28 protein-coding genes are annotated in these 25,039 nt (G+C 69.2%); 11 read left to right on the top strand and 17 right to left on the bottom strand.

Going from position 1 to position 25,039, the window contains the following annotated elements; genetic code table 11:
- Positions 1-192: epoxide hydrolase N-terminal domain-containing protein (locus tag AD72_RS22980; RefSeq protein ID WP_031468637.1), on the bottom strand; the 192-nt coding region annotated here is incomplete at its 3' end.
- Between the two features lie 161 nt (positions 193-353).
- Between AD72_RS22980 and AD72_RS22975 the strand changes: the two genes are divergently transcribed.
- Genes AD72_RS22975 through AD72_RS22965 form a run of 3 tightly spaced genes read left to right on the top strand, consistent with a single transcriptional unit; the run spans position 354 to position 2,727 of the window.
- On the top strand, positions 354-1,541 hold the full coding sequence (locus AD72_RS22975; RefSeq protein ID WP_031468636.1) for an LLM class flavin-dependent oxidoreductase: 1,188 nt from the start codon (positions 354-356) through the stop codon (positions 1,539-1,541).
- 23 nt (positions 1,542-1,564) lie between these two features.
- The gene (locus AD72_RS22970; RefSeq protein ID WP_031468635.1) at positions 1,565-2,017 is read left to right on the top strand and encodes a MarR family winged helix-turn-helix transcriptional regulator; all 453 of its coding nucleotides are present in this window, start codon (positions 1,565-1,567) and stop codon (positions 2,015-2,017) included.
- Positions 2,014-2,727: a CE1759 family FMN reductase gene (locus AD72_RS22965; RefSeq protein WP_031468634.1), complete on the top strand. Its 714-nt coding sequence runs from the start codon at positions 2,014-2,016 to the stop codon at positions 2,725-2,727. Before AD72_RS22970 ends, AD72_RS22965 begins: the two co-directional genes overlap by 4 nt.
- Before the next feature lie 12 nt (positions 2,728-2,739).
- Here the strand turns inward: AD72_RS22965 and AD72_RS22960 are convergent, their stop codons facing one another.
- Positions 2,740-4,128, bottom strand: coding sequence for a glycine--tRNA ligase (locus AD72_RS22960; RefSeq protein WP_031468633.1), 1,389 nt, complete (start codon positions 4,126-4,128; stop codon positions 2,740-2,742).
- A 95-nt stretch (positions 4,129-4,223) separates the two neighbouring features.
- On the opposite strand from AD72_RS22960, the gene AD72_RS22955 reads away from it, so the two are divergent.
- From AD72_RS22955 to AD72_RS22945, 3 genes are all read left to right on the top strand, one after another.
- Entirely contained in the window at positions 4,224-4,643 is a 420-nt protein-coding gene (locus AD72_RS22955) for an ArsR/SmtB family transcription factor (RefSeq protein ID WP_156365336.1), read from the top strand.
- Positions 4,644-4,748: 105 nt separating this feature from the next.
- Positions 4,749-5,150 carry a Fur family transcriptional regulator gene (locus AD72_RS22950; RefSeq protein ID WP_031468631.1) on the top strand — a complete coding sequence of 134 codons (402 nt, stop codon included), beginning with the start codon at positions 4,749-4,751 and terminating at the stop codon, positions 5,148-5,150.
- Position 5,151: 1 nt separating this feature from the next.
- On the top strand, positions 5,152-6,285 hold the full coding sequence (locus tag AD72_RS22945; protein ID WP_031468630.1) for a PQQ-dependent sugar dehydrogenase: 1,134 nt from the start codon (positions 5,152-5,154) through the stop codon (positions 6,283-6,285).
- Here the strand turns inward: AD72_RS22945 and AD72_RS22940 are convergent.
- From AD72_RS22940 to AD72_RS22915, 6 genes are all read right to left on the bottom strand, one after another.
- Entirely contained in the window at positions 6,271-6,690 is a 420-nt protein-coding gene (locus AD72_RS22940; protein ID WP_031468629.1) for a YbjN domain-containing protein, read from the bottom strand. The genes AD72_RS22945 and AD72_RS22940 overlap by 15 nt on opposite strands.
- A complete protein-coding gene (locus AD72_RS22935; RefSeq protein ID WP_037347035.1) occupies positions 6,687-7,538 on the bottom strand; it encodes an isoprenyl transferase in 852 nt (283 codons plus the stop codon). The genes AD72_RS22940 and AD72_RS22935 overlap by 4 nt, the downstream gene beginning before the upstream one ends.
- A 20-nt stretch (positions 7,539-7,558) precedes the next feature.
- Positions 7,559-8,317: a DNA repair protein RecO gene (gene recO, locus AD72_RS22930; protein ID WP_037347032.1), complete on the bottom strand. Its 759-nt coding sequence runs from the start codon at positions 8,315-8,317 to the stop codon at positions 7,559-7,561.
- 88 nt (positions 8,318-8,405) lie between these two features.
- Positions 8,406-9,179 carry an RDD family protein gene (locus AD72_RS22925; protein WP_051898905.1) on the bottom strand — a complete coding sequence of 258 codons (774 nt, stop codon included), beginning with the start codon at positions 9,177-9,179 and terminating at the stop codon, positions 8,406-8,408.
- Positions 9,180-9,294: 115 nt separating this feature from the next.
- Complete coding sequence (gene era / locus AD72_RS22920) at positions 9,295-10,194, bottom strand: GTPase Era (RefSeq protein WP_031468625.1); 900 nt, start codon at positions 10,192-10,194, stop codon at positions 9,295-9,297.
- Complete coding sequence (locus tag AD72_RS22915; RefSeq protein ID WP_031468624.1) at positions 10,194-11,963, bottom strand: chloride channel protein; 1,770 nt, start codon at positions 11,961-11,963, stop codon at positions 10,194-10,196. The genes era and AD72_RS22915 overlap by 1 nt, the downstream gene beginning before the upstream one ends.
- A gap of 69 nt (positions 11,964-12,032) precedes the next feature.
- Between AD72_RS22915 and AD72_RS22910 the strand changes: the two genes are divergently transcribed.
- Positions 12,033-12,509, top strand: a complete 477-nt coding sequence (locus tag AD72_RS22910; protein ID WP_031468623.1) for a MarR family winged helix-turn-helix transcriptional regulator — start codon at positions 12,033-12,035, stop codon at positions 12,507-12,509.
- Here AD72_RS22910 and AD72_RS22905 read toward each other — a convergent pair.
- The 9 genes from AD72_RS22905 to hemW all read right to left on the bottom strand — a co-directional run bounded on the left by AD72_RS22905 (position 12,504) and on the right by hemW (position 21,151).
- The gene (locus tag AD72_RS22905; RefSeq protein ID WP_031468622.1) at positions 12,504-12,863 is read right to left on the bottom strand and encodes a hypothetical protein; all 360 of its coding nucleotides are present in this window, start codon (positions 12,861-12,863) and stop codon (positions 12,504-12,506) included. The two genes, AD72_RS22910 and AD72_RS22905, sit on opposite strands and share 6 nt — an antisense overlap.
- A complete protein-coding gene (locus AD72_RS22900; RefSeq protein ID WP_031468621.1) occupies positions 12,860-14,152 on the bottom strand; it encodes a hemolysin family protein in 1,293 nt (430 codons plus the stop codon). The genes AD72_RS22905 and AD72_RS22900 overlap by 4 nt, the downstream gene beginning before the upstream one ends.
- A 6-nt stretch (positions 14,153-14,158) precedes the next feature.
- Positions 14,159-14,689, bottom strand: a complete 531-nt coding sequence (gene ybeY, locus AD72_RS22895; protein ID WP_031468620.1) for an rRNA maturation RNase YbeY — start codon at positions 14,687-14,689, stop codon at positions 14,159-14,161.
- Complete coding sequence (locus tag AD72_RS22890) at positions 14,686-15,747, bottom strand: PhoH family protein (RefSeq protein WP_031468619.1); 1,062 nt, start codon at positions 15,745-15,747, stop codon at positions 14,686-14,688. The genes ybeY and AD72_RS22890 overlap by 4 nt, the downstream gene beginning before the upstream one ends.
- A 539-nt stretch (positions 15,748-16,286) precedes the next feature.
- Complete coding sequence (locus AD72_RS22885; protein WP_031468618.1) at positions 16,287-17,054, bottom strand: 16S rRNA (uracil(1498)-N(3))-methyltransferase; 768 nt, start codon at positions 17,052-17,054, stop codon at positions 16,287-16,289.
- Positions 17,051-18,223 (bottom strand): molecular chaperone DnaJ, encoded by a 1,173-nt coding sequence (gene dnaJ, locus AD72_RS22880; RefSeq protein ID WP_031468617.1) that lies wholly within the window; start codon positions 18,221-18,223, stop codon positions 17,051-17,053. The genes AD72_RS22885 and dnaJ overlap by 4 nt, the downstream gene beginning before the upstream one ends.
- 75 nt (positions 18,224-18,298) lie before the next feature.
- Complete coding sequence (gene hrcA / locus AD72_RS22875; protein ID WP_031468616.1) at positions 18,299-19,330, bottom strand: heat-inducible transcriptional repressor HrcA; 1,032 nt, start codon at positions 19,328-19,330, stop codon at positions 18,299-18,301.
- Positions 19,331-19,394: 64 nt separating this feature from the next.
- Positions 19,395-19,778, bottom strand: a complete 384-nt coding sequence (locus AD72_RS22870) for a hypothetical protein (RefSeq protein ID WP_031468615.1) — start codon at positions 19,776-19,778, stop codon at positions 19,395-19,397.
- A 158-nt stretch (positions 19,779-19,936) separates the two neighbouring features.
- Entirely contained in the window at positions 19,937-21,151 is a 1,215-nt protein-coding gene (hemW, locus tag AD72_RS22865; protein ID WP_031468614.1) for a radical SAM family heme chaperone HemW, read from the bottom strand.
- 117 nt (positions 21,152-21,268) lie between these two features.
- Between hemW and AD72_RS38120 the strand changes: the two genes are divergently transcribed.
- From AD72_RS38120 to cysD, 4 genes are all read left to right on the top strand, one after another.
- Complete coding sequence (locus tag AD72_RS38120) at positions 21,269-21,367, top strand: putative leader peptide (protein WP_343123744.1); 99 nt, start codon at positions 21,269-21,271, stop codon at positions 21,365-21,367.
- 101 nt (positions 21,368-21,468) lie between these two features.
- Positions 21,469-23,190, top strand: coding sequence for a nitrite/sulfite reductase (locus tag AD72_RS22860; RefSeq protein WP_031468613.1), 1,722 nt, complete (start codon positions 21,469-21,471; stop codon positions 23,188-23,190).
- A gap of 210 nt (positions 23,191-23,400) precedes the next feature.
- Positions 23,401-24,096 (top strand): phosphoadenylyl-sulfate reductase, encoded by a 696-nt coding sequence (locus AD72_RS22855; protein WP_031468612.1) that lies wholly within the window; start codon positions 23,401-23,403, stop codon positions 24,094-24,096.
- Positions 24,093-25,037 carry a sulfate adenylyltransferase subunit CysD gene (gene cysD, locus AD72_RS22850; RefSeq protein ID WP_051898904.1) on the top strand — a complete coding sequence of 315 codons (945 nt, stop codon included), beginning with the start codon at positions 24,093-24,095 and terminating at the stop codon, positions 25,035-25,037. Before AD72_RS22855 ends, cysD begins: the two co-directional genes overlap by 4 nt.
- Positions 25,038-25,039 lie beyond the last annotated feature (2 nt).

Here is a 25,039-nt window from a genome sequence, read left to right as displayed (position 1 = left end):
GCGCCAGTCGTACTCGGTGCGCCAGTACTCGGCCAGTTCACGCAGATAGCCGCCGGGGATTCCGGCGGACCAGTCGTCGCCGGGCAGGTCGTCCTCCGGCCAGCGGGTGTTCGCCAGCCGGGCGCGCAAATCCTCGAGCTGCCCGTCGGGGATCTCGGCACGGAACGGTTCGATCGATTCCGGAGTGCTCATCCATGCGCCCTCTCGTGATCCGGTGACCGCCGGAAACACCGATACTACAAGGATTCGCCCGCAGCCCGGGTCCTCTTCCGGGAGGCGGGAATAACGAGCGGGACCCACGCCTTGAGATAGATGCAAATGCATGGACATGACCGACATGAACGGGAGCCAGAATGCAGTTCGGAATCTTCTCGGTCAGCGACATCACACGTGACCCGGTCTCCGGCGAGACACCGACCGAGGCGGAGCGGATCGACGCGATCATCAAGATCGCGCAGAAGACCGACGAGGTCGGGATGGACGTGTTCGCGATCGGTGAGCACCACAACCCGCCCTTCTTCTCCTCCTCGCCCACGACACTGCTGGCCGCGATCGCCGCGACGACCCAGCGGCTGCTCGTGACGACGGCCACGACGCTGATCACCACCAACGACCCGGTCCGCATCGCGGAGGAGTACGCGATGCTGCAGCACGTTTCCCAGGGACGGATGGACCTGATGATCGGCCGCGGGAACACCGCGCCGGTGTATCCGTGGTTCGGTGCCGACATCCGGCAGGGACTGCCGCTGGCACTGGAGAACTACAACCTGCTGCACCGGCTGTGGCGCGAGGACGTGGTCGACTGGGAAGGCCAGTTCCGGACCGCGCTGCAGGGGTTCACCTCCACCCCGCGCCCGCTCGACGATGTTCCACCGTTCGTCTGGCACGGCTCGATCCGCACCCCGGAGATCGCCGAGCAGGCCGCGTTCTACGGCAACGGATTCTTCGCCAACCACATCTTCTGGCCGACCGCGCACTCGCTGCGGCTGATCGAGTTCTACCGGCAGCGGTTCGAACACTACGGCCACGGCACCAGGAAGCAGGCCATCGTCGGCCTCGGTGGCCAGGCGTACATCGCCAAACGTTCGCAGGACGCGGTCAAGGAGTTCCGGCCGTACTTCGACGAGGCGCCGGTCTACGGCCACGGCCCCTCGCTGGAGGACTTCAGCCAGATGACCCCGCTCACCGTGGGCAGCCCTCAGGAAGTCATCGACAAGACGCTGACCTTCCACGACACCTTCGGCGACTACCAGCGTCAGCTGTTCCTGATGGACCACGCCGGACTGCCGCTCAAGACCGTGCTGAACCAGCTCGACCTGCTCGGCGAGGAAGTGGTTCCGGTGCTGCGCAAGGAACTGGAATCGCGCAGGGACCCGGAATCGGCCCCGGCGCCGACCCACGAGGGACTGGTCCGGGCCAAGTACGGTGACCAGCCGGCCCGGCAGCCTCGGCCGAACGCCAACCGGGGCGACAACGTCACGGGCGGTTCGCCGTACCAGGACAGCGAGAACGCCACGGCGTCCTACCCCGGCCTGGTCTGAGCCGCGAGGAGAAGGAGACGACCATGGGCAGGTCCACGAGCCGGCTGGCCAACGACGCCTGGGAGGCACTGCTCACCGCACACGCGGTGTTGATCAAGCAGATGGCGGCCACCGACATCTGGAACGAGTTGTCGATGCGGGAATACGACGTGCTGTACACCCTGTCCAAGTGCCCGGAACCGGTCCGGGCGCGGGAGCTGACCCGGCACGTGCTGCTCAGCCAGCCCGCCCTGTCCCGGATGATCGACCGGCTGATCGGCCGCGGATTCATCGCGCGCGATCCGGACCCGGCCGACGGGCGCGGGGTGCTGCTCAGCCTCACCGAGCAGGGCCGCGCCATCCAGCGCCGGGTCGGCGGCCGGCACGCGGTCGACATCGCCGGTTTGGTGCGCGACCGGCTCGACCCCGCCGAACTGCGCACCCTCGAAGAGCTCTGCCACAAACTGGCCACCGACCACGAGGAGAAGACCTCATGACCGACCCCATCGACGGCACCGAACCGCCCGCGACCGGCTTCCGGCTGGTCGTGGTCAGCGGGGGCACCAGTGATCCCTCGTCCACCCGGCTGCTTGCCGACCGGATCGCCGGGCGCACCGCCGAGCTCGCGGGTGAGCGTGCGGAACAGGTGCACATCAGCACCATCGATCTGCGCGAGCTGGCCGCCGAGATCTCCACCGCCCTGGTGTCCCAGCTACTCGGTCCCAAGCTCACCCGTGCGGTAGCGACACTGCGCGAGGCCGACGGGATCATCGCCAGCGCACCGGTCTACAAGGCCGCGCCGAGCGGATTGTTCAGCTCGTTCTTCCATGTCCTCGACAACGACCTGCTCATCGGGAAACCCGTGATCCTCGCCGCGACCGCGGGCACCGCACGGCACGCGCTGGTGGTGGACAACGAGATGCGTTCGCTGTTCGCCTACCTGCGGACCCTGACGGTTCCGACCGCGGTGTTCGCGGCGAGCGAGGACTGGAACTCGGGCGAACTCGGCACCAGGATCGGCCGGGCCGCGTTCGAGATGCTGGTACTGCTCGAAAGCGGCTTCTCCCACAAGATCCAGAACGAGTCCTGGCAGCGGTACCAGCACGAGTACGGCAGCGCGGGCGGCACCGAACTCGAGATCGACCTCAGCACCGATCTGATGCGCCTGGCCACCGGAGGCTCGGCCCGTCCCGCCGGCTCGTCCTGACGGTACGGCGAATCAGCAGCCGATCAGGCGCGCGGCGAGGTAGCTCTCCAGCTGGTCGAGGCTCACCCGCTCCTGGTCCATGCTGTCCCGCTCGCGCACGGTGACCGCCTGGTCGTTGAGCGAGTCGAAGTCCACGGTGACACAGAACGGGGTACCGATCTCGTCCTGACGACGGTACCGGCGCCCGATCGCGCCCGAATCGTCGAAGTCGATGTTCCAGTGCGCGCGCAGCCGGGCGGCCACATCCCGCGCGACCGGGGAAAGATCGGAGTTGCGGGACAGCGGGAGCACCGCGGCCTTGATCGGGGCCAGCCGCCGGTCCAGCTTGAGCACGATCCGCTTGTCCACCCCGCCCTTGGCGTTGCGCGCCTCGTCCTCGGTGTAGGCATCCAGCAGGAAGGCCATCATCGGGCGGCCGACACCGGCCGCGGGCTCGATCACGAACGGGCGGTAGCGGCTGTCGCTGGCCTGGTCGTAGTAGGACAGGTCGACACCGGAGTGGTTCGCGTGCGTGGTCAGGTCGAAATCGGTGCGGTTCGCGATGCCCTCGAGCTCGCCCCACTCCTGACCGGCGGAGAACCCGAACCGGTATTCGATGTCCACGGTGCGCTTGGCGTAGTGCGAGAGCTTCTCCGCCGGGTGCTCGTACTGGCGCAGATTGTCCTTGGCGATACCGAGGTCGGTGTACCAGCGGGTGCGCTCCTCGAGCCAGTACTGGTGCCACTCGTCGTCGGTGCCCGGCTCGACGAAGAACTCCATCTCCATCTGCTCGAACTCCCGGGTGCGGAAGATGAAATTGCCCGGGGTGACCTCGTTGCGGAACGACTTGCCGATCTGGCCGATGCCGAACGGCGGCTTCTTGCGCGCGGTGGTCAGCACGTTGAGGAAGTTCACGAAGATGCCCTGCGCGGTCTCCGGGCGCAGATAGGCAAGGCCCTCCTCGGACTCGACCGGGCCGAGGAAGGTCTTGAGCATCATGTTGAACTCGCGCGGCGCGGTGAACTGGCCGCGGTTGCCGCAGTTCGGGCAGGGCACATCGCCGAGGTTGTGCTCATCGGCTTCCTTGCCGGTGCGCTCGGTGTACTCCTCGGCGAGGTGGTCGGCGCGGAACCGGCGATGGCAGGCGGTGCACTCCACGAGCGGATCGTTGAACGCCCCGACGTGCCCGGAGGCGACCCAGACATCCTTGGGCAGGATCACCGAGGAGTCGAGCCCGACCACGTCGTCCCGGCCGGTGACCATCGAACGCCACCACTGGCGCTTGATGTTGTCCTTGAGCTCCACCCCGAGCGGTCCGTAGTCCCATGCCGAGCGCGTGCCGCCGTAGATCTCCCCACTGGGGTAGACGAAGCCACGGCGCTTGCACAAGCTGACAACGGTCTCGATACGGTCGGCCGGCAATGGAACTCCAGGGAAATCGCACTCGGTTGATTGATGAACAGCGTAGCGAGCCGAGTGCGCGCACCACCGCTGGGTATGCACGTAAAATGAAAACCATGACCACCGAGGCGACCGGGCAGGCGAGCGCAGACGCTCCGAGGACGAACGACGCGGCGGAACCCGGGCCGGGTCTCCCGTCCCCCGTCGAAGAGGTGCACGACGACCGGGGTGTTCCCCCGACCCCGACGCACTCCACCGAGGTACTCACCGCCGCAGGTGATCTCCTGCGCTCGCTCGCGGCCCCGGTGCGCATCGCGATCGTGCTCCAGCTGCGGGATTCGGCCCGCTGCGTGCACGAGCTCGTCGAGGCGCTCGGCGTGGCGCAGCCGCTGATCAGCCAGCACCTGCGGGTACTCAAGGCCACCGGGGTCGTCTACGGGGAGCGGCACGGCCGCGAGGTGATGTACCGCCTGGTGGACGACCACCTCGCGCACATCGTGGTGGACGCGGTGAGCCACGCACAGGAGCATCTATGAACGAGCTCGCGAGTGAATCATCGATAGGGCGCCCTCGCGAAGCGCCGAGTTCCGCCGAGGAGCGAGGGCGATGAGCGAGCCGGGCTCCGCGAAGGAGGGAAGGCGATGAGCAGCCCCAAGGTCGGCCAGCGTTCGACGAAGCAGCGGGCCGCGATCACCGCGTTGCTCGAGGAGGTCGAGGAGTTCCGCTCGGCCCAGGAACTGCACGAGAAGCTGCGCACCACGGGCGCGGGCATCGGGCTGACCACCGTCTACCGCACCCTGCAGTCGCTCGCCGAGGCCGGGGAGATCGACGTGCTGCACACCGCGAGCGGGGAGGCGACCTACCGGCGCTGCTCGGCCCACCACCATCACCACCTGGTGTGCCGCTCCTGCGGGCGCACCGTGGAGATCGAGGGCCCGGTCGTGGAGTCCTGGGCGCAGCGGGTCGCGGCCGAGCACGGCTTCTCCGACATCGCGCACACCGTGGAGATCTTCGGCACCTGCTCGGACTGCTCGAGAGGTTGACGTGCGTACCGGCGCGGTACTGCTCGCGGCGCTCCTGCTCGCCGGGTGCGACGCCGCGAGCGAACCGCCGCCGGTACCGGGAACGGACTCCGCGCTGCGGGTCACCGAACTCGCCGGTGGCCTCGAACACGGCTGGGACATCGGCTTTCTGCCCAGCGGGGCGCAGCTGATCACCGAACGCCCCGGCGCGCTGGTCACGGTGGCCGACGGCCAGGTCCGCCCGGTGCGCGCGGAACTCGGCGATGTGTACGCCGTCGGCGAGGGCGGACTGCTCGGACTGGCACTCGATCCGGATTTCGGCCGCAACCGCACCTTCTACACCTGCCAGGCGCACGCCGAGGGTGGTTCCCCGGTCGATGTGCGGCTGGTGCGCTGGCGGCTCTCCCCCGACGAACGGTCCGCGCAACGGTTCGGCGATCTGCTCACCGGGCTTCCGCTCAACCCGAGCGGGCGGCATTCGGGGTGCCGCCCCACCTTCGCACCGGACGGCATGCTGCTCGTCGGCACCGGGGACGCCGCACGCGCGGACGCCGCCCAGGATCGTCGTGGGCTCGGCGGCAAGGTGCTGCGCCTCGATCCGCGCACCGGGAAGCCGCCCGCGGGCAATCCGTTCCCCGGCAGCCCGGTGCTCTCCTACGGTCACCGCAATGTGCAGGGTGTCGCGGTACGCCCGGGCACCGGCCAGGTCTACCTCGCCGAGCACGGTCCGTCCTTCGACGACGAGATCAACCGGAATGTCCCGGGTGGCAACTTCGGCTGGGATCCCTCCCAAGGCGGCACCGAGGGCGGTTACGACGAGAGTGTCCCGATGACCGACACCGCGCGGTTCCCGGACGCGGTGCGCCCGCTGTGGACCTCCGGGCGGATCACCGAGGCGATCTGCGGCGCGACCTTCCTTTCCGGTCCCTCGTGGGGTGAGCTGAACGGCGCGCTGGCCGTGGTGGCGCTCAAGGGCCAGAAACTGCTGCTGTATCAGCTGTCCCGGGAGGGCACGATCGTCCGGGTGCGGCTGCCCGGGGCGCTGAACGAGTCGTACGGGAGGCTGCGTGCCGCCCGCACCGGTCCGGATGGTGCGCTCTATGTCACCACCTCGAACGGTGCGGACGACAAGCTGCTGCGCCTATCCCCCTTCTGATTCCTCCACCAGGTCGCTGCGCAGCTGGGATGCGGTGGACACCACCAGCATGAGCACCGTGCCGAGCGCGGGGGCGGCCAGACCTTCGGCGGGGAAGGTGTACCGCAGCGTGATGTCGCTGCCCTTCTCGGTGCGCACCAGGCCGAGAGTGCCGAACATGCCGTCTCCGGCGCGCTCGGCGAGCAACTCCGCCCGCTGCGGGTCATCGGGAAGGTCCCAGCCGACGACGCAGGTCAGCGAGAGCACCGCCAGTCCTTCGGCGAGCTGCATGGCCTGCAGGGCGCACGGCACCCCGGCGTGCTGGAAGCTCAGCGCCCCGTCGTCGTCGGTGTGCACCTCGTGGTAGAGCTCGAGGGCTTCGCGGGCCGTCGCGAGCAAGCTCGCGGTGGTAGCCGCTTCGGTCATCGCTCCTCCGTTCCGTCCGTACGGTCGGCCACCGTCTCACCGGTTCCGGTGACGGCATCGGTGGCACCGCCGAACCTGCGGTCACGCCGTGCGTACGTCTCGCAAGCCTCCCACAGCCGCCTGCGGTCGTAATCGGGCCACAGCACGTCCTGGTAGACCATCTCCGCGTAGGCCGACTGCCAGACGAGGAAATTCGAGGTCCGGCGCTCGCCCGAGGGGCGAATCAGCAGATCCACATCGGGCATGTCCCGCTGGTACAGGTACTTGGCCACGGTGCGCTCGTCCACCCGGTTCGGGTTGAGCTCACCCGCGGCGGCGCGCTGGGCGATCTCCCGTGCCGCGTCCCCGATCTCGGCGCGCCCGCCGTAGTTCACGCACATCGTCAGGTTCAGCACGGTGTTCGACTTGGTGCGCTCCTGCGCGGCCTGCAGGGTGCGCACCACACTTCCCCAGAGCTTCGGCTTGCGGCCCGCCCAGCGGATGCGCACTCCCATCTCGTCCAGTTCGTCCACTCGGCGCGCGATCACGTCCCGGTTGAAGCCCATCAGGAACCGCACTTCCTCCGGGCTGCGCCGCCAGTTCTCGGTGGAGAAGGCGTACAGCGACAGCCAACGGACACCGAGCTCCATGCAGCCCTTCGCCACGTCGAGCACGACCGCCTCGCCGCGCTTGTGCCCCTCGATGCGGGTCATTCCGCGCTGATTGGCCCAGCGGCCGTTGCCGTCCATGACGATGCCGATGTGGTCCGGGACGAACTCGGCGGGGATCGCGGGCGGGCGCGCACCCGAGGGATGCGGGTCCGGTGGGCGCGCCGGTGCGCCGGTGCTCGTCGTCGGTGCCTTCGCCATGGTCCTCCCTATGGTCGGTGCTACTCGCTCGTCGCCCTGGCGCGCGGTGCCCGGCGTTCGACGAGCGGCAACGAGCGTAGTTGGCGCTCCAGATGCCACTGCAACAGTGCGGCGACGAGGCCGGAGGACTCCCGGCGCGCGGCCTCGCTCGCCGCGTTCGCCACATCCCAGTCCCCGTGCAGCAGCGCGCCGAGCAGCGCGAGGGTGCCCGCGTCCGGGGTGACCGCACCGGCCGGGCGGCAGCGCGCGCAGACCGAACCGCCCGCGGTCACCGAGAAGGCCGCGTGCGGGCCCTCGGCGCCGCAGCGGGCGCACTCCCGCACCGCCGTTGCCCAGCCCGCGAAGGCCATGGCGCGCAACAGGAAGGCGTCCAGCACGAGGCCCGGTTCCCGGTCGGAGAAGGCCAGCGCCCGTAGCGCGCCGACGAGCAGCAGGTACAGCCGCATCGCCGGGGCGTCCTCCTCGACGACCAGTTTCTCCGCGGTCTCGATGATCGCGCAGGCCGAGGTGTAGCGCCCGTAGTCGCCGACGATGGGCGCGGCGAACGCGTCCACGGTCTGCACCTGGGTCACGATGTCCAGGGTGCGCCCGGTGTGGCACTGCAGGTCCACGTGGCAGAACGGTTCGAGCCGGGCGCCGAACCGCGAACTGGTCCGCCGCACCCCCTTCGCCACCGCCCTGATCTTGCCGTTCCGCCTGGTCAGCAGCGTGATGATGCGGTCGGCCTCGCCGAGCTTGTGCACCCGGAGAACCACCCCGGTATCGCGGTAGAGACTCACGGCCGCACCTCGCCGACGCTCGTCCCCCGCCGCCTGTTCGCCCGCTCAGTCACCCGTCAATCATCGCACCACCCACCGACGGTCCGGGTCACCACTGCCGCGGATGGCCGCCCTGTTGCGGATATCCCGGCTGCTGGTGCGGGTGACCGGGCTGCGGGTAGCCCTGCTGCCCGTACCCCGGCTGCCCGTAGCTCTGCTGGCCGTAGGCCTGTTGTGGGTGCCCCTGTTGCGGATAGCCCTGCGGAACCGCCTGCTGCACCGGCTGGCCGTACACGACGAGCGTGTTCATCCATTTGTCGCCGAAGGTGCGCACCTGCGGATCGCTGTTGGCCATGATGAAACCGATCGCGAAGATGCCGTCGATGACGTGGCAGAACTCGCGCGCGATCGTGGTGCCCAGCCCCGGGGGCCTGCCGGTCCCGGCGTCCACGAGGATGAGCCCCTTCGACTTCTTGCCGATGCTGGCCCCGGTCGAGCCCTGCAGGAACCACCGGTTCCAGTACAGCAGCCCGATCGAGGCGACGAAGAAGATGATCCCGATGACGAGCAGGGCAGCAGAGCTGAAGAGCCCGGTGATCAGGAAGACGAATCCGAGCACCAGCGCCGCGTAGCTGATCAGCGCGTCGATCAGGTAGGCACCGGCCCGGTCACCCCAGGTCGCGATGGTGCCGGGCGCTCCCTGCTGCCCGGCATAGGCCGCCTGCTGCTGGTAACCCTGCTGATAGCCGTGCTGTGGATAGCCCTGCTGTCCGTAGCTCTGCTGTGGATACCCGGGCTGTTGGTACTGCTGCGGGTGCGCGCCGTATCCCGGTGGCATCTGCTGTCCGTACTGCTGCGGCCCCTGGCCGTACGGATTGGTCATCGGTGTACTCCCCTTCGATCACCGCGCCCCCGACATCACGGCGCGAGTTCACGCGGCAGGGTACCCCGGCCGATCCGGACATGACGTACGCCACCGTCCGAATCGGTAACAGCGTCTAGAAACCGAGCTTGCGCAGCTGTTTCGGATCGCGCTGCCATTCCTTGCTCACTCGCACGTGCAAGTCGAGGTAAACCTTGGAGCCGAGCAGCGTCTCGATCTGGCGGCGCGCCTTCTGACCGACCTCGCGCATCCGCGAACCGCCCTTGCCGAGCACGATCGCCTTCTGCGACTGCCGTTCCACGTGCACCGAGGCGTAGATGTCGAGCATGTCCTCGCGTCCCTCGCGGGGCAGCATCTCCTCGACGGTCACCGCGATCGAGTGCGGCAGTTCGTCGCGCACCCCGTCCAGCGCGGCCTCGCGCACCAGTTCGGCGATCAGGGTCTGCTCGGGCTCGTCGGTGAGTTCCCCGTCCGGATACAGCTGCGGCCCCTCGGGCAGCTGCCCGACGAGCAGATCGGCGAGCACCCCGGTCTGGAATCCGTCCACCGCGCTGACCGGGACGAGTTCGGCGAACTCCATGAGTTCCTGCATCCGCAGCAGCTGTTCGGCGACCACCGGCTTGTCCACCAGGTCGGTCTTGGTCACCACGCCGAGCACGGGGGTCCGCTTGGCCACTCCGCGCAGCTGCTCGGCGATGAACCGGTCGCCGGGGCCGAGCTTGGCGTCCGCGGCGACACAGAAACCGATCACGTCCACTTCGGACCAGGTTTCCAGCACCACCTCGTTGAGCCGCTTGCCGAGCAGCGTGCGCGGGCGGTGCAGCCCCGGGGTGTCCACGATGATCAGCTGCGCGTCCGGCCGGTGCACGATGCCCCGGATCGCGTGCCGTGTCGTCTGCGGTTTGTCGGATGTGATGGCGACCTTGCTGCCGACGAGCTCATTGGTGAGCGTGGACTTCCCCGCGTTGGGGCGTCCGACGAAGCAGGCGAAACCGGAACGGTGCATGCCGGTCATTATCTCCCGCCGGAAGGCAGCGCCGTTTCCGGGAGCGCCGCGAGCACCGTGCGGTGGGTGATCCAGCCGACGAGTTCGTGCGCTTTCTCGTCCAGCACGGGAATCCCGCTGGCGTCCACTTCCACGAGCGCGTCCAGTGCCGCATCGAGCGAGGCGTCCGCGGTGACCGTCGGCGGATGCTGGGCGAGCTCCGCGAGACCGGCGCGCCGAGCATCCTGATCGAGGGCCTCGGCGACCGCGCGGGCGGTCACGCAGCCGTGGTACTGCTCGTCCTCGCCGATCACCGGCGCGGCGCCGTTCGCGGAGAGCAGCAGCTCGCGCGCGGCGTGTTCGAGCGGGGTGTGGGCGGGCAGCGGTTCGGGAAGCGGTTCCATCACCGTGCCGACGGCCCGGCTGCCGAACCGCCGCGGATGGTCCAGCCGGACGCCGCGGCGGGTGAGCTTGAAGGTGTAGATCGTGTCCCCGGACAGCCTCCTGGAGACCACCGTGGCGAGCACGATCGCGAGCATGAGCGGCAGGATGATCGAGTACTCGCCGGTGAGCTCGAACAGCACGATGATCCCGGTGATCGCCGCCCGGGTGGCCCCGGCGAAGGCGGCGCCCATGCCGATCAGCCCGTACAGTCCGGGACTTCCCGCCCCGGGCACCAGCTGATCGGCGAGGATCCCGAAGGCGGTCCCGGACATCGCCCCGATGAACAGCGAGGGCGCGAACACCCCGCCCGAGCCGCCGATGCCGATGGTCAGCCCGGTGGCCAGGATCTTGCCCGCGGCAAGCGCGAGCAGCAGCCACAGGCCGAACCGCCCGTCCATGGCGTGCTGCATCACCGGATAGCCGACCCCGTACATCTGCGGCAGCACCAGCAGCAGCCCGCCGAGCAGCAGCCCGCCCACCGCGGGACGCAGCCACTCCGGACCGCGCCAGAGCCAGTCGCACACGTCCTCGATCAGGTACAGCAGCCGGGAGAACGCCACCCCGACCATCCCGACGACCAGACCGAGCAGGGCGAAGAGCAGGTACTGATACGCGTGGTGGATGTGCAGCTTCGGCAGATCCAGGAAAGGGTGGTCGCCGAGCATCGCCCGGCCGATGACGCTCGCGGTGACGCTGGAGAGCACCACCGCGCCGAAGGCCCGCGCCGCGAAGTCCCGCAGGATCAGCTCCATCGCGAAGAACGGCCCGGCCAGCGGGGCGTTGAAGGTCGCGGCGATCCCGCCGGCGGCCCCACAGGCCACGAGCACCCGCAGCCGGGCCTCGGGGATCCGGGTGAGCCTGCCGATCGTGGATCCCCATGCGGAACCGATCTGCACGATCGGGCCTTCCCTGCCAACCGATCCGCCACCGCCGATGCACAGCGCGGAGGCGAGTGCCTTGACCACGGTGACCTGCGGGGCGATCCGGCCACCGCGCTCGGCGACCGCATACATCACCTCGGGCACCCCGTGCCCGCGCGCCTCGGGGGCGAACTTGTTCACCAGCGGCCCGTAGATCAGCCCGGCCACGACCGGGGCGAACAGCACGAAGTACGGGCCGAGCCAGGGCACCAGCCCGTTGGCTGCGCGCCCGGCGTCGGAGTAGTCGGCGTGCCCGGAGAACACTCTGGTCACGGCGCTGATCAGCCAGCGGAATCCCACCGCACCGATCCCCGCGCCCGCACCGATCAGCACGGCGAGCGCGACGAGCCCTCCGGTGCGTTCGGCGATCCATTCACGCAGCGGTACCCGCCCGGGGACCGCGAGCGACCAACGACGTCCGGCGGCTTCACTCACTATTGCATTATGAAACCATTGCACACGACATGTGTACGTGAGCTTCCCGACATGCGGTAAAACGGTGCCGTGACCAACCCCGCTGATGACGACACGGATATCGATGCCGTCACCGATGCGATGCTGACCGCCTCGCGGCTGCTGATCGCCATCTCCGCGCGCAGTATCGCCTCCGTCGCGGATTCGCTGACGCTTCCGCAGTTCCGGCTGCTGGTCGTGCTGGCGAATGGCGGGGCGACGAAACTGGTCACGCTCGCCGAGCAGCTGGGGGTGAATCCCTCGACGGCGACCCGCACGGTGGACCGGCTGATCTCCTCAGGAATGGTCACGCGCGAGGCGAATCCGGCCTCGCGAAGGGAGATCCTGCTGCGCCTCTCCCCCGAGGGCGAGCGGGTCGTGGAACGAGTGACCTCGCAGCGGCGTGCCGAGATCGCCGAGATCGTGGCCCGGATGCCCGCGGCCGAGCGCGCCGGATTCGTCGAGGCGCTGTGGTCGTTCGCGCGCGCGGGTGGCGAACCGCCCGCGGGCAACCGGGTCGGGCTATAGCCGTTCGCGCACCGAACCGCTCTCGTCCGCGCGGAACACCGGGGCGTCGCCGGTGAGATCGTGCACGGCGGACAGCGAGGGCCCGTCGACGGCATCCGCGGCGGTGACGATCACCGCGGCCTCGAGCCCGTCCACCCCGCTCGCCACGGCGGCCGCCACCGCGGCCTGGGCCGCGGTCAGCCGCAGCGAGGGCAGGGCGACAGTGCTCGCCGCGTAGGTCCGCCCCTCGGTGTCGCGTACCGCGGCGCCTTCCGCGGCCCCGGTGCGCGCCCGCGCGGACCGGGCGAGCGTGAGGAGCTTGGCGTCCTCGGCTCCGAGGTCCCCGAGTTCCCCGTGTACGTCCTGTCCGGTCATTCCCGTGTCTCCTGTTCCTCGTTCCCGTCCGCGCGCTCGGTGCGGTGCGCGAGCACGGATGTGATCCGCATCCGTCCCCTGCGGTCCTTGCCGCCCTCGGCACGCAGCCGAAGGCCGTCGATCTCGGCCTCGGTGCCCGGCAGCGGTACCCGCCCGATGCGCTGGGCGAGCAGCCCGCCGACGGTCTCCACATCCGGTTCGTCGAATTCCAGGCCGAACAGTTCGCCGAAGTCCTCGACGGGCAGCCGCGAGGAAACCCGGAGCAGCCCGTCCTCGAGGTGTTCGACGGGTACGTTCTCGGACGCATCGGATTCGTCGGTGATCTCCCCGACGATCTCCTCGAGCACGTCCTCGATGGTCAGCAGTCCGGCGGTGCCGCCGTATTCGTCCACGACGACGGCCAGGTGCGTGTTGTCCCGCTGCATCTGCCGCAGCAGCCCGTCGAGGCGTTTGGTGTCCGGGATGAACGCGGCGGGCTGCATGAGGTCGGTGAGTTTCGCCTCCCCGGGATGCTGGATCCCGGCACGGGCGAGGTCCTTGAGGTTGAGCACGCCGACGATGTCGTCCACGCTCTCGGAGATCACCGGGATCCTGGTGAATCCGGTGCGCAGCGAAAGGGCGAGGGCCTGGCGCACCGATTTGGTGTGCTCGATCCAGACGATCTCCGTGCGCGGGACCATGACCTCGCGCGCGATCGTGTCGCCGAGCTCGAAGATCGAGTGGATCATCTCGCGGGCGCCCGCGTCGACCAGTCCGCGCTCCCCGGCGAGGTCGACGAGTTCGCGCAGCTCCACCTCCGAGGAGAAGGGACCGTCCCGGAATCCCCGGCCCGGGGTGATCGCGTTACCGATCAGGATCAGCAGCCGGGAGAGCCTGCCGAACAGCACCCCGAGCGCGCGCACCACGACCGCCGAGGTGAGCCCGACGCGGTAGGAGTGCTGGCGGCCGATGGTGCGCGGGCCGACCCCGACGAGCACGTAGGAGACGATCACCATCGCGGCCGCGGCGACCAGGGCGGCGAGCCAGATCGGGTCGATGAGCTGCCAGCACACCATGGTCACCAGCACGGTCGCGGTGAGTTCGCAGACCAGCCGCAACAGCAGGAGCAGATTGATGTGCCGCGGCCGTTCCCGCACCACGGCGAGCAGTGCCTTGGCTCCCGGCCGTCCCTCGCGGCGCAAATCCTCGACCCGGGCCAGGGAGGTGGCCCCGAGCGCGGCGTCCGCGCAGGCGAACCCGCCGGCTGCGATGACGAGCAGTACCGCGACGATCAGCAGGGTGGGGATCACGGCAGGCTACTCGTCGAGCCCCACCGTGCCGAGCAGCCTGCTGTCCGCGGCGCGGGCCGCCTCCTGCGCGCGTGCCTCCCGGCGGGCGGTCGCCAGTTCGGCGAGGATGCGCTTCTGCAGGGTGAACATCTCGCGTTCCTCGGCGGGTTCCGCGTGGTCGTAGCCGAGCAGGTGCAGCACCCCGTGCACGGTGAGCAGGTGCAGCTCGTCCATGAGCGCGTGTCCCGCCTTGCGTGCCTGGTCGCGAGCGAACTCGGGACACAGCACGATGTCCCCGAGCATGCTCGGCCCCGATTCGGTGGCGTCCGGGCGGCGCGCGGTGTCCAGCTCGTCCATCGGGAAGGACATCACGTCGGTGGGCCCGGGCAGGTCCATCCACTGTTCGTGCAGATCGGACATCACCGAGAGGTCCACGAGCAGCACGGACAGCTCGGCCAGCGGGGACACCTCGAGCTGCCCGAGCGCGAACCGGGCGGCGTCCACGATCGACTGTTCGTCGACCCCGACCCCGGATTCGTTGGCGATCTCGACGCTCACACTCGCCTCCCCTGTCGCTGCGGGGCGGGCGGCTGGGTGGCCTGCCAGCGGTCGTAGGCGTCCACGATGTCCCCGACCAGCTTGTGCCGCACCACGTCCTCGCTGGTGAGCTGCGGGAAGGCGACGTCTTCGACACCGTTGAGGATGTCGCGCACCACCTGCAGTCCGCTGCGCTGGCCGCCGGGCAGGTCGATCTGGGTGATGTCGCCGGTGACCACGATCTGGGAGCCGAAGCCGAGCCGGGTGAGGAACATCTTCATCTGCTCGGGCGTGGTGTTCTGCGCCTCGTCGAGCAGGATGAACGCGTCGTTGAGGGTGCGCCCGCGCATGTAGGCGAGCGGAGCGACCTCGATGGTGCCCGCCTGGGTGAGCCGGGGGATCGATTCCGGGTCGATCATGTCGTGCAGCGCGTCGTAGAGCGGGCGCAGGTAGGGATCGATCTTCTCGTACAGGGTCCCGGGCAGGTAACCGAGCCGCTCCCCCGCTTCGACGGCGGGGCGGGTGAGAATGATCCGGTTGACCTGTTTGGCCTGCAGCGCCTGCACGGCCTTGGCCATGGCCAGGTAGGTCTTGCCGGTGCCCGCGGGCCCGATGCCGAACACCACGGTGTTGGCGTCGATCGCGTCCACGTACTTCTTCTGGTTCAGCGTCTTGGGACGGATCGTGCGGCCGCGCCGGGACACGATGTTCATCGAGAGCACGTCCGCCGGGGATTCGGAGTGCCCCGCGGAGAGCATGCCCACGGTACGGCGCACCGCGTCCGGGCGGATCTGGTTGCCGGTGCCCGCGAGGCTGAGCAGTTCGCCGAACACGCGCTCGGCGAAGGCCACGTCGGCCGGTTCCCCGGAGAGCGTGATCTCGTTGCCCCGCACGTGCACATCGGCACTGAGGGCGTCCTCAAGCACGCGGAGGTTCTCGTCGGCTTCGCCGAGTACGTGCAGCTGGGCCTCGTCCGGGATGGTCAGTCGCGAGCTCACCTCACCGACCGGGCTTGTTGGTTCACTCGCTTGCTCGGCGGGCACCAGTCGCGCCGCCTCGTTGTTCGCTGTGCCTGCCACAGACGTTCTAGCCCACTTCCTGCGCCCTTCGTGCGCTCCGGCTGCATATCGCTACCGAAAGTCTAGAACCAAGCCCCCCTCAAGCGCACCACAGTTCCCCCAAGCACCCGAAACCCGGGCAACCAACACAACCCAAAGCAACCAAACGCCGTCCAAAGCAACCGCCGTCCTGGACCACGCAGCCAACCGCCACCGACCGCACCGCGCGGCGTGGGGGCTCGGCGCCCACGAACAATCGACGACCGAGTCAAGGCGAGCGCTCTCCGCGAGCAAAGGCCGGGAAACGAGGGAGGGCCGCGTCGCGGTGGAACCTGGGGGTCGCTCCACCGCGACGCGGCGCGCGCCGGACCGAGGGGGGAGGTGTCCGGCGAGTCGAAGGAGGCCGGTGAACACTCCGTGTCCACTGGGCCAGCCGTTCGTGTCCGTCACTGAAAGAATAGCCCCTCCGCGCGGCGTTCGCCAGCGTCGTTGGAAACTAAAATATCTCCCCGAGCATGTTGTTGCTGATGCACATACCCCCGCTGAGCTGGACGAGTGTCTTAAGTGGCGATCCTGTCGCCCCCGGCGGAGCCTGACCAGCGCGAGGTGAGCGCACCGAGCGCACCGAGGGCGACGGCGGCCGCCGTCGAGGCGCGCAGCACCTGCGGGCCGAGCCGGATCTCGGCCGCGCCCGCCGCGGTCAACCGGTCCCGTTCACCGTCGTCGATGCCGCCTTCCGGGCCGACGATCAGCAGCACCTCGCCCGCCTCGGTGAGGTCGAGCTCGGTCAGCGGACGGCTCGCCGACTCGTGCAGCACGAGGGCCAGGTCCATCTCGGCGGCGAGGTCCGCGAGCCCGCGTGTGTTCACCGGTTCGGCGACCTCGGGAACCCAGGAGCGCCGCGCCTGCTTGGCCGCCGATGTCACCGTCGACCGCCATTTGGCCAGGGCTTTCGCACCACGTGGGCCCTCGTCCCAGCGAGCAACGCAGCGGTTTGCCCGCCACGGCACGATCGCGTCGGCGCCCGCTTCGGTGGCCAGTTCCACGGCGAGCTCGCCCCGGTCCCCTTTCACCAGCGCCTGCGCCACGGTCACCCGGGGCCGGGCGGGTACGCTGCGCACGCGTTCGGTGATCCGCAGCTCGAGCCGGTCACGCTCCACGTTCTCGATCACACAGCTCGCACTGGTGCCCGCGCCATCGGTGAGCACGAGTGATTCACCGGCCCGCAGGCGGCGCACGGTAGCCGCGTGGTGTCCCTCCGGCCCGTCGAGCACCGCGAACTCGCCGTCCGGGAGCCGTTCGGTGAGGAAGACCGGCGCGGTGCTCACCGGTGCTTGGCGCGCAGCCGGGAGAACAGGCCGTGTCCGCCGCGGCCGTTGACGGCCAGTTCCGGCTGCTCCTCGCCGCGCAGTTCGGCGAGCTGACGGAGCAGTTCGCTCTGCTTGGCGTCCAGCTTGGTCGGCACCACGACCTCGAGGTGCACGTGCAGATCGCCGTAGCCGTCGACCCGCCCCGAGGAGCGCAACCGCGGCATGCCCTTGCCGTTCATCACCAGCTCGGTACCCGGCTGGGTGCCCGGTTCGATGTCGAGCTCCTCGACCCCGTCCAGGGTCTCGAGCGGAACGGTCGTACCGACAGCGGCCGCGGTCATCGGCACCCGCACCACGCAGTGCAGATCGGCCCCGTCACGCTCGAACACCTCGTGCGGCTTTTCGGCCACCTCGACGTACAGGTCACCGGCCGGACCGCCGCCCGGCCCGACCTCGCCCTGGTCGGCCATCCGCACGCGCATGCCGTCACCGACACCGGGCGGCATCTTCACGGTGATCGTGCGCCGCGAGCGGACCCGCCCGTCGCCCGCGCACTGTCCGCAGGGGTGCTCGATGACCTCGCCGAAACCGTGGCAGACCGGGCACGGCCGGGCGGTGACCACCTGGCCGAGGAAGGAGCGCTGCACGTTCTGCACCTCGCCGCGGCCCGCGCAGGTGTCACAGGTCCGGGTGCCGCTGCCCTCGGTGGTCCCGGCGCCCCGGCACTTGTCGCACAGCACGGCGGTGTCCACGGTGAGTTCGCGCTCCACCCCGCTCGCGCACTCCTCGAGGGAGAGCTCCATGCGGATGAGCGCGTCCGAACCGGGCTGGGTCCTGCTGCGCGGTCCGCGGCCGCGCGCGGCACCGCCACCCGATGCCGCGCCGAAGAAGGCGTCCATGATGTCGCCGAGTCCGCCGAATCCGGCGAACGGGTCACCGCCCCCGCCGCCGCGCATCCCGCCCATGGCACCGTCCAGCGGGTCCCCGCCGAGGTCGACCACCTGGCGCTTCTGCGGGTCGGAGAGCACCTCGTACGCCTCGGTGACCTCGCGGAACCGTTCCTGTGCCGCATCGTCCGGGTTCACGTCCGGGTGCAGCTCACGGGCCAACTTGCGGTACGCGCGTTTGATCTCGTCGGCGCTCGCGTCCTTGCGCACGCCGAGCGTGCCGTAGTAGTCCCTGGCCACGTTCTCCCAGTCCTCCTGATTGCCTGCGTTCCCCCATCCAGTGTGCCTGCACTGGCTGGACTTGCCGAACCCGCCTTACCGACCGGCGAGGATCCGCCCTACATAGTTGGCGACCGCGCGGACCGCGGCCATGGTGCCCGGGTAGTCCATTCTCGTCGGACCGACCACGCCCATCCCGCCGAGCAGCGAGCCGTCGGCGCCGTAGCCGATGGAGACCACGGAGGTGTTGCGCATCTCCGCGGGCTCGATCTCCCCGCCGATCCGCACCGAGATGATGTCCGGATCCTGTGCCGCGGCGAGCAGTTTGAGCAGCACGACCTGTTCCTCGAGCGCTTCCAGCACCCCGCGCAGCGAGCCCGGGAAGTCGGCGACGTTGCGGGTCAGGTTCGCGGTCCCGCCGAGCACGATGCGCTCCTCCGGATGCTCGATGAGCGCCTCCACGAGCACGGTCGAGATCCGGACCATGGCATCGCGCAGTTCCGGGGGCACCTGCTCGGGCAGTTCGGCGAGCTTGGTCGCGGCATCGGTGAGCCGTTCCCCGGCGAGCGCGGAGTTCAGCTGCGCGCGAACCCGGGACACGTCGTCCTCGGACAGCACGTCACCGAGGTCGACCAGCCGCTGGTCCACCCGTCCGGTGTCGGTGATCGAGACGAGCATCAGCCGCGCCGAGGTGATCGAGACGACTTCCACGTGCCGCACGCTCGAGCGGGTGAGCATGGGGTACTGCACCACGGCGACCTGCCTGGTCAGCTGCGCGAGCAGGCGCACGCTGCGGCGCAGCACGTCCTCGAGGTCGATCGCGCCGCCGAGCACGGTGTCGATGGCCCTGCGTTCGGGTTCGGAAAGCGGCTTGAGCTCGGCGAGCCGGTCCACGAACTGCCGATACCCCTTGTCGGTCGGGATACGCCCGGCGCTGGTGTGCGGCTGGGCGATGTAGCCCTCCTCCTCCAGCGCGGCCATGTCGTTGCGGACGGTCGCACTGGACACGCCGAGGTTGTGCCGGTCCACGATCGCCTTCGAACCGACCGGTTCCTGATCGGAGACGTAGTCGGTGACGATCGCGCGTAGCACCTCGAACCTGCGCTCGTCGGTATTCACGGTCTCCATTCTACGGACAGCAGTGGTCCCCACCGGGATCTCCGGCGGGGACCACGCTATTCGTGCCAGGCGATCACGCGGTCGTGGCGTACTCCCGGACCTCGAGCTGGTGCACGACCCGTTCGGTGCGCGCTTCGTGCACCACCAGGTCGATGACGCCGATCGCGAGGATCGCGAGGGCATCAGCGAACACCAGCCAGGTCATCGCGGTCCCGCTGAACACGAGCGCCGCGATGAGCGACCACGCAGCGACGACACCGAGGGTGGCGCCACCGATCCGCGCGTCGAGTCGACCCGTTGCGAGTGCGCCCGCGGCGGCTGCGAGGAGCACCGCGGTCGAGACGCCGAAGCCCAGCCAGCCGGTGGTTCCCGCACCGAACGCCATCGTGGCGACGACGAGGAACGCTCCACCGAGCACGGCGAGCAGGTCAACGACGAAACGAGCACTGATCTTCATTTCCGCACACCTCCACAGAGTTCGTAGACGGTGTGAGTCGGAGGTCGGGGAATCGCTTTCGCGGTCCCGGGGCCGGCGGCTCAACGCCGATTAATTAGCACACCTAAGTAATAACTCTCTGAGAGTTCGCCCGCAAGAGAGCAAGACTGTCTGCTCGGTCACTCGGCATCGGCGAGCCGCGTGGCCAGGCCGTCCGCCAGCAGCCTGCCGCGCGGGGTGAGCACGGCCACTCCGTCCCCGATCCGCAGCAGTCCCTCGGCCACCGCGGCCTCGGCCTCCCGCACTCCCCGCTCGTCCAGCACGTCGAGGGGAAGCCCGTCCGCGCAGCGCAGTTCCAGCAGCACCCGCTCGAAGCGGCGCTGCGCCCCGGTCAGCACCTCGCGCCCGGCAGCCGGGGAACCGCCCTCACCGAGCAGCGCGGCGTAGCGGGCAGGGTGCTTGACGTTCCAGAACCGGGTGCCGCCGATGTGCGAGTGCGCTCCGGGCCCGGCGCCCCACCAGTCCCCGCTGCGCCAGTAGATCAGGTTGTGCGCGCATCGCGCGGATTCCGTGCCCGCCCAGTTGGACACCTCGTACCAGTGCAGACCGGCCGCCGCGAGCTGCGCGTCGATGAGCTCATAACGGTCGGCGAGCACATCCTCGTCCGGGGCGGGCAGCTGGCCACGCGCCACCTTGCGCGCCATCGCGGTGCCGTCCTCCACGATCAGCGAATAGGCCGAGACATGATCCACCCCGGCTTCGAGCACCGCGTCGAGCGAGGCGCGCAGATCCGTGTCCCGCTCCCCCGGCGTGCCGTAGATCAGGTCCAGGTTCACGTGTTCGATCCCGGCGGCGAGCGCCTCCCTGGCCGCGGCGACCGGACGCCCCGGGGTGTGCGCACGCTCGAGCACCGCGAGCACGTGCCGAGCCGTGGACTGCATACCGAGCGAGACCCGCGTGTATCCGGCCTCGGCGAGCCCGGCGAAGAACTCCGGGGAGGTCGACTCCGGGTTCGACTCGGTGGTCACCTCGGCGTGCTCGGCGAGCCCGAAGCTGCCGCGCACCGCGTCGAGCACCTGACCGAGCCCGTCCGCCCCGAGCAGCGAGGGGGTGCCGCCGCCGACGAACACCGTCTCGGCCCGCGGCGGTGCACCGAGCACCCGGGCGGCGAGCTCGAGCTCGGCCCGCAGGCCCTCGAGCCAGGTCTGCGGGGAGGCGGCTCCGTCCAGCTCGGTCGGGGTGTAGGTGTTGAAATCGCAGTAACCACAGCGGCTCGCGCAGAACGGCACGTGCACGTACACCCCGAACGGCCGTGTCCCGAGACCGGCGAGCGCGGACTCCGGCAGTCGCCCGTCGCGCGGCGCTGGTTCGCCCTCGGGCAGCACGGATGGCAATGGCTCTCCTCTGGTCGCTTGTGGTGCGGATACGCCCGGCGCAACCCCCTGCCGCACCGTGATCCCACGATGCGGATAAGGCTCGCTCACCGAACAGACGCGTGGCACGCTTTCTCCATGATCTCGCTGTCCGTCTGGCTCGTCGTGCGCAGGCACGTCGATTATCAGCGAGTGTCCAGCGCGCTCTGCCCGCGCGTCCGTCTTTCCGGCGCCTGAGCTCCCGGTCGAACTCCGCATTCTCGGTTCAGCGCCGGTCCAGCTGCCCGGAAGTTTCCGCCCGTCGCCGCATCCTGCCGCAGTGAACCGCGAGGAATCCCATGGCTCCCACCACGACCGCTCCAGAGCAGACCGCGAACAAGCCCGCGGCCAAACCAGCCAAGCCCAAGCAACGCCGAGGCGAAGGCCAGTGGGCACTCGGCTACCGCGAGCCGCTGAACCCGAACGAGCGCTCCAAGAAGGACGACAATCCGCTGCACGTCCGCGAGCGCATCGAGAACATCTACGCCCACCGCGGGTTCGACGCGATCGATCCCGGTGACCTGCGCGGGCGGTTCCGCTGGTTCGGCCTCTACACGCAGCGCAGGCAGGGCATCGACGGCGGGCGCACCGCCACCCTCGAACCCGAGGAACTCGACGACTCGTACTTCATGCTGCGGGTGCGCATCGACGGTGGTGCGCTGACCACCGAGCAGCTGCGGGTGATCGGCGAGATCTCCGAGACCTACGCCAGGGACACCGCGGACATCACCGACCGGCAGAACGTGCAGCTGCACTGGATCCGCATCGAGGATGTCCCGGCGATCTGGCAGAAACTCGAAGCCGTCGGCCTGTCCACCACCGAGGCCTGCGGGGACTGCCCGCGAGTGATCCTCGGCTCCCCGGTCGCCGGGATCGCCGCGGACGAGATCATCGACGCCACCCCGGCCGTCGAGGAGATCACCCGGCGCTACATCGGCGACGAGAGCCTGTCCAACCTGCCGCGCAAGTTCAAGACCGCGATCTCCGGGTCGCCACGCCAGGATGTAGTGCACGAGATCAACGACGTCTCGTTCATCGGCTCGGTGCACCCCGAGCACGGCCCCGGTTTCGACGTGTGGGTCGGCGGCGGCCTTTCCACGAACCCGAAGATCGCCCAGCGCCTCGGAGTGTGGGTCTCCCTCGAGGATGTGCCCGAGGTATGGCACGGCGTTGTGCAGATCTTCCGGGACTACGGCTACCGCAGGCTGCGTCACCGTGCCCGGATCAAGTTCCTGATCGCCGACTGGGGCGTGGAACGCTTCCGCGAGGTACTGGAAACCGAGTACCTGGACCGGAAACTCGCGGACAACGCGGCACCGGAGATCTACACCGGGGCGCGCGATCATCTCGGCGTGCACCCGCAGACCGACGGGCGCAACTACCTCGGTGTCTCCACCATCGCCGGACGGGTCTCCGGTTCGATCCTGCAGAACGTGGCCAAGGCCGCGGAACGGGCCGGTTCCCGGCGGATCCGGACCACGGTGGAACAGAACCTGCTCGTGCTGGACGTGGAATCGGCCGAGCTGGACGGGTTGAGCGCGGAACTCGATTCGCTCGGCCTGCAGGCCAGTCCCTCTCCGTGGCGCCGCGGTGTCATGGCGTGCACCGGTATCGAGTTCTGCAAGCTCGCGATCGTGGAGACCAAACGGCGGGCCGCGGACGCCGTGCTCGAACTGGAGCGCAGGCTCGCCGATGTGAACGCCGAGCTGGAACACCCGATCACGCTCAACCTCAACGGCTGCCCCAATGCCTGCGCGCGCACCCAGGTCGCCGATATCGGGCTGAAGGGACAGATCGTCACCGACGCCGAAGGCAAGCAGGTCGAGGGCTTCCAGGTGCACCTCGGCGGAACACTCGGCGTGGACGCGGGTTTCGGCCGCAAGGTCCGCGGCCTCAAGGTCACCAGCGCCGAAGCGGTGGATTACGTGGAGCGCGTCGTGCGGCGCTACGTCGCCGCACGCGAACCGGATGAGCGATTCGCCACCTGGGTCGCCCGCGCTTCGGAGGACGAACTGAAATGATTGTCCGGACAATGCGCCGAGGCAATGTCCGGACAATTCTTCACGATGAGGAATCCCTATAATGGAACGCGCGGCACCGTTTTATTGTCCGTACTGCGGTGAAGAGGATTTGATGCCGAGGGAAGATCCGCGTGGCGCCTGGCGTTGTGAGTCGTGCATGCGCGTTTTTTCGGTGAAACTTGTCGGCCTGAGCGTGACCGAGGTGAACTCATGACCACGATGGAAACCGCACGGTTGCGGGAGATCGCCGAGGAGGGGGCGGCACTCGGTGAAATCGGAGCCGATGCCGCTATGCGTTGGGTAGCCGAAACTTTCGGTGACGATTTCATCGTCGCTTCGAATATGCAGGACGCGGTGCTCATCGATGTGGCCGCGCGCACCAAACCGGATTTCGACGTGCTTTTCCTCGAAACCGGATACCACTTCGCCGAGACCATCGGGGTGCGGGACGCGGTCGATCTGATCTACCCGGGTGTGCGCATCGTCAATGCGGAGGCCGAGCAGTCGGTCGCCGACCAGGAGGCGCAGTACGGCAAGCTCAACCGGACCGCCCCGGACCGGTGCTGCCAGCTGCGCAAGGTGGTTCCGTTGCAGCGCACGCTTTCCCGTTACTCGGCCTGGGTGACCGGGGTACGCAGGGTGGACGCGCCGACCAGGGCGCAGACCCCGATCGTCGGCTTCGACGAACGCAACGGGCTGGTCAAGGTGAACCCGATCGCGGCGTGGACCGACGAGGAATTCCGGGAGTACCTCGAGGCGAACGGGGTCCTGGAGAACCCGCTCGTCGGACAGGGATATCTGTCCATCGGCTGTGCCCCGTGCACGGCGAAGGTCGCGCCGGGCGCCGATCCGCGCAGCGGCCGCTGGGCGGGCCAGGCCAAGACGGAATGCGGGTTGCACGGATGAACGCCGAGACGATCGAAGAAGGCAAGATCATCGACGAGGACGCACCCGTCGTCGCGGACAACATCGAGGCGCTCGAGTCCGAGGCGATCCACATCTTCCGTGAGGTGGCCGGGGAATTCGACCGGCCGGTGATCCTGTTCTCCGGCGGCAAGGACTCCACGGTGCTGCTGCACCTCGCGATCAAGGCCTTCTGGCCCGCCCCGGTCCCGTTCCCGCTGCTGCACGTGGACACCGGGCACAACTTCCCCGAGGTGCTCGAATTCCGGGACCGGATGGTGCAGCGGCACGGACTGCGGCTGGTCGTCGCGAAGGTGCAGGACTACATCGACGACGGGCGGCTGAGCGAGCGCCCGGACGGTACCCGCAACCCGCTGCAGACCGTCCCGCTGCTGGACGCGATCAACGAGAACCGCTTCGACGCGGTGTTCGGCGGCGGCCGCAGGGACGAGGAGCGCGCCCGGGCCAAGGAACGGATCTTCAGCCTGCGCAACGCGTTCGGCCAGTGGGAACCGCGCAGGCAGCGGCCCGAGCTGTGGAACCTGTACAACGGAAGGCACGCCGCCGGAGAGCACGTGCGGGTGTTCCCGCTGTCCAACTGGACCGAGGCCGATGTGTGGCGCTACATCGAGCGCGAGGACATCGAGCTGCCCTCGATCTACTTCGCGCACACCCGCGAGGTCTTCGCCCGCGACGGTATGTGGCTCACCGCCGGTCCCTGGGGCGGACCGCGCGAGGGCGAGACCGTGCACCGCAAGCAGGTCCGGTACCGGACCGTCGGAGACGGCTCCTGCACCGGGGCGGTCGAGTCCGGGGCCGATGACGTGGCCTCGGTCATCGCCGAGGTCAGCGCGTCCCGGCTCACCGAGCGCGGCGCGACGCGGGCGGACGACCGGATCTCGGAGTCCGCGATGGAGGACCGCAAACGGGAAGGGTACTTCTGACC

It is taken from the genome of Sciscionella sediminilitoris (genome assembly GCF_000737195.2).
GTDB lineage: Bacteria > Actinomycetota > Actinomycetes > Mycobacteriales > Pseudonocardiaceae > Sciscionella > Sciscionella sediminilitoris.
This window is presented reverse-complemented; position numbering and strand designations above follow the sequence as displayed.

What these genes read in the sequence shown, in the direction of transcription:
- AD72_RS22975 (WP_031468636.1), top strand. Translation starts at nt 354, where the DNA reads ATGCAGTTCGGAATCTTCTCGGTCAGCGACATCACACGTGACCCGGTC.
- AD72_RS22970 (WP_031468635.1), top strand. Translation starts at nt 1,565, where the DNA reads ATGGGCAGGTCCACGAGCCGGCTGGCCAACGACGCCTGGGAGGCACTG.
- AD72_RS22965 (WP_031468634.1), top strand. Translation starts at nt 2,014, where the DNA reads ATGACCGACCCCATCGACGGCACCGAACCGCCCGCGACCGGCTTCCGG.
- AD72_RS22955 (WP_156365336.1), top strand. Translation starts at nt 4,224, where the DNA reads ATGACCACCGAGGCGACCGGGCAGGCGAGCGCAGACGCTCCGAGGACG.
- AD72_RS22950 (WP_031468631.1), top strand. Translation starts at nt 4,749, where the DNA reads ATGAGCAGCCCCAAGGTCGGCCAGCGTTCGACGAAGCAGCGGGCCGCG.
- AD72_RS22940 (WP_031468629.1), bottom strand. Translation starts at nt 6,690, where the DNA reads ATGACCGAAGCGGCTACCACCGCGAGCTTGCTCGCGACGGCCCGCGAA.
- AD72_RS22935 (WP_037347035.1), bottom strand. Translation starts at nt 7,538, where the DNA reads ATGGCGAAGGCACCGACGACGAGCACCGGCGCACCGGCGCGCCCACCG.
- AD72_RS22925 (WP_051898905.1), bottom strand. Translation starts at nt 9,179, where the DNA reads ATGACCAATCCGTACGGCCAGGGGCCGCAGCAGTACGGACAGCAGATG.
- era (WP_031468625.1), bottom strand. Translation starts at nt 10,194, where the DNA reads ATGACCGGCATGCACCGTTCCGGTTTCGCCTGCTTCGTCGGACGCCCC.
- AD72_RS22905 (WP_031468622.1), bottom strand. Translation starts at nt 12,863, where the DNA reads ATGACCGGACAGGACGTACACGGGGAACTCGGGGACCTCGGAGCCGAG.
- hrcA (WP_031468616.1), bottom strand. Translation starts at nt 19,330, where the DNA reads ATGGAGACCGTGAATACCGACGAGCGCAGGTTCGAGGTGCTACGCGCG.
- AD72_RS22870 (WP_031468615.1), bottom strand. Translation starts at nt 19,778, where the DNA reads ATGAAGATCAGTGCTCGTTTCGTCGTTGACCTGCTCGCCGTGCTCGGT.
- AD72_RS38120 (WP_343123744.1), top strand. Translation starts at nt 21,269, where the DNA reads ATGATCTCGCTGTCCGTCTGGCTCGTCGTGCGCAGGCACGTCGATTAT.
- AD72_RS22860 (WP_031468613.1), top strand. Translation starts at nt 21,469, where the DNA reads ATGGCTCCCACCACGACCGCTCCAGAGCAGACCGCGAACAAGCCCGCG.
- AD72_RS22855 (WP_031468612.1), top strand. Translation starts at nt 23,401, where the DNA reads ATGACCACGATGGAAACCGCACGGTTGCGGGAGATCGCCGAGGAGGGG.
- cysD (WP_051898904.1), top strand. Translation starts at nt 24,093, where the DNA reads ATGAACGCCGAGACGATCGAAGAAGGCAAGATCATCGACGAGGACGCA.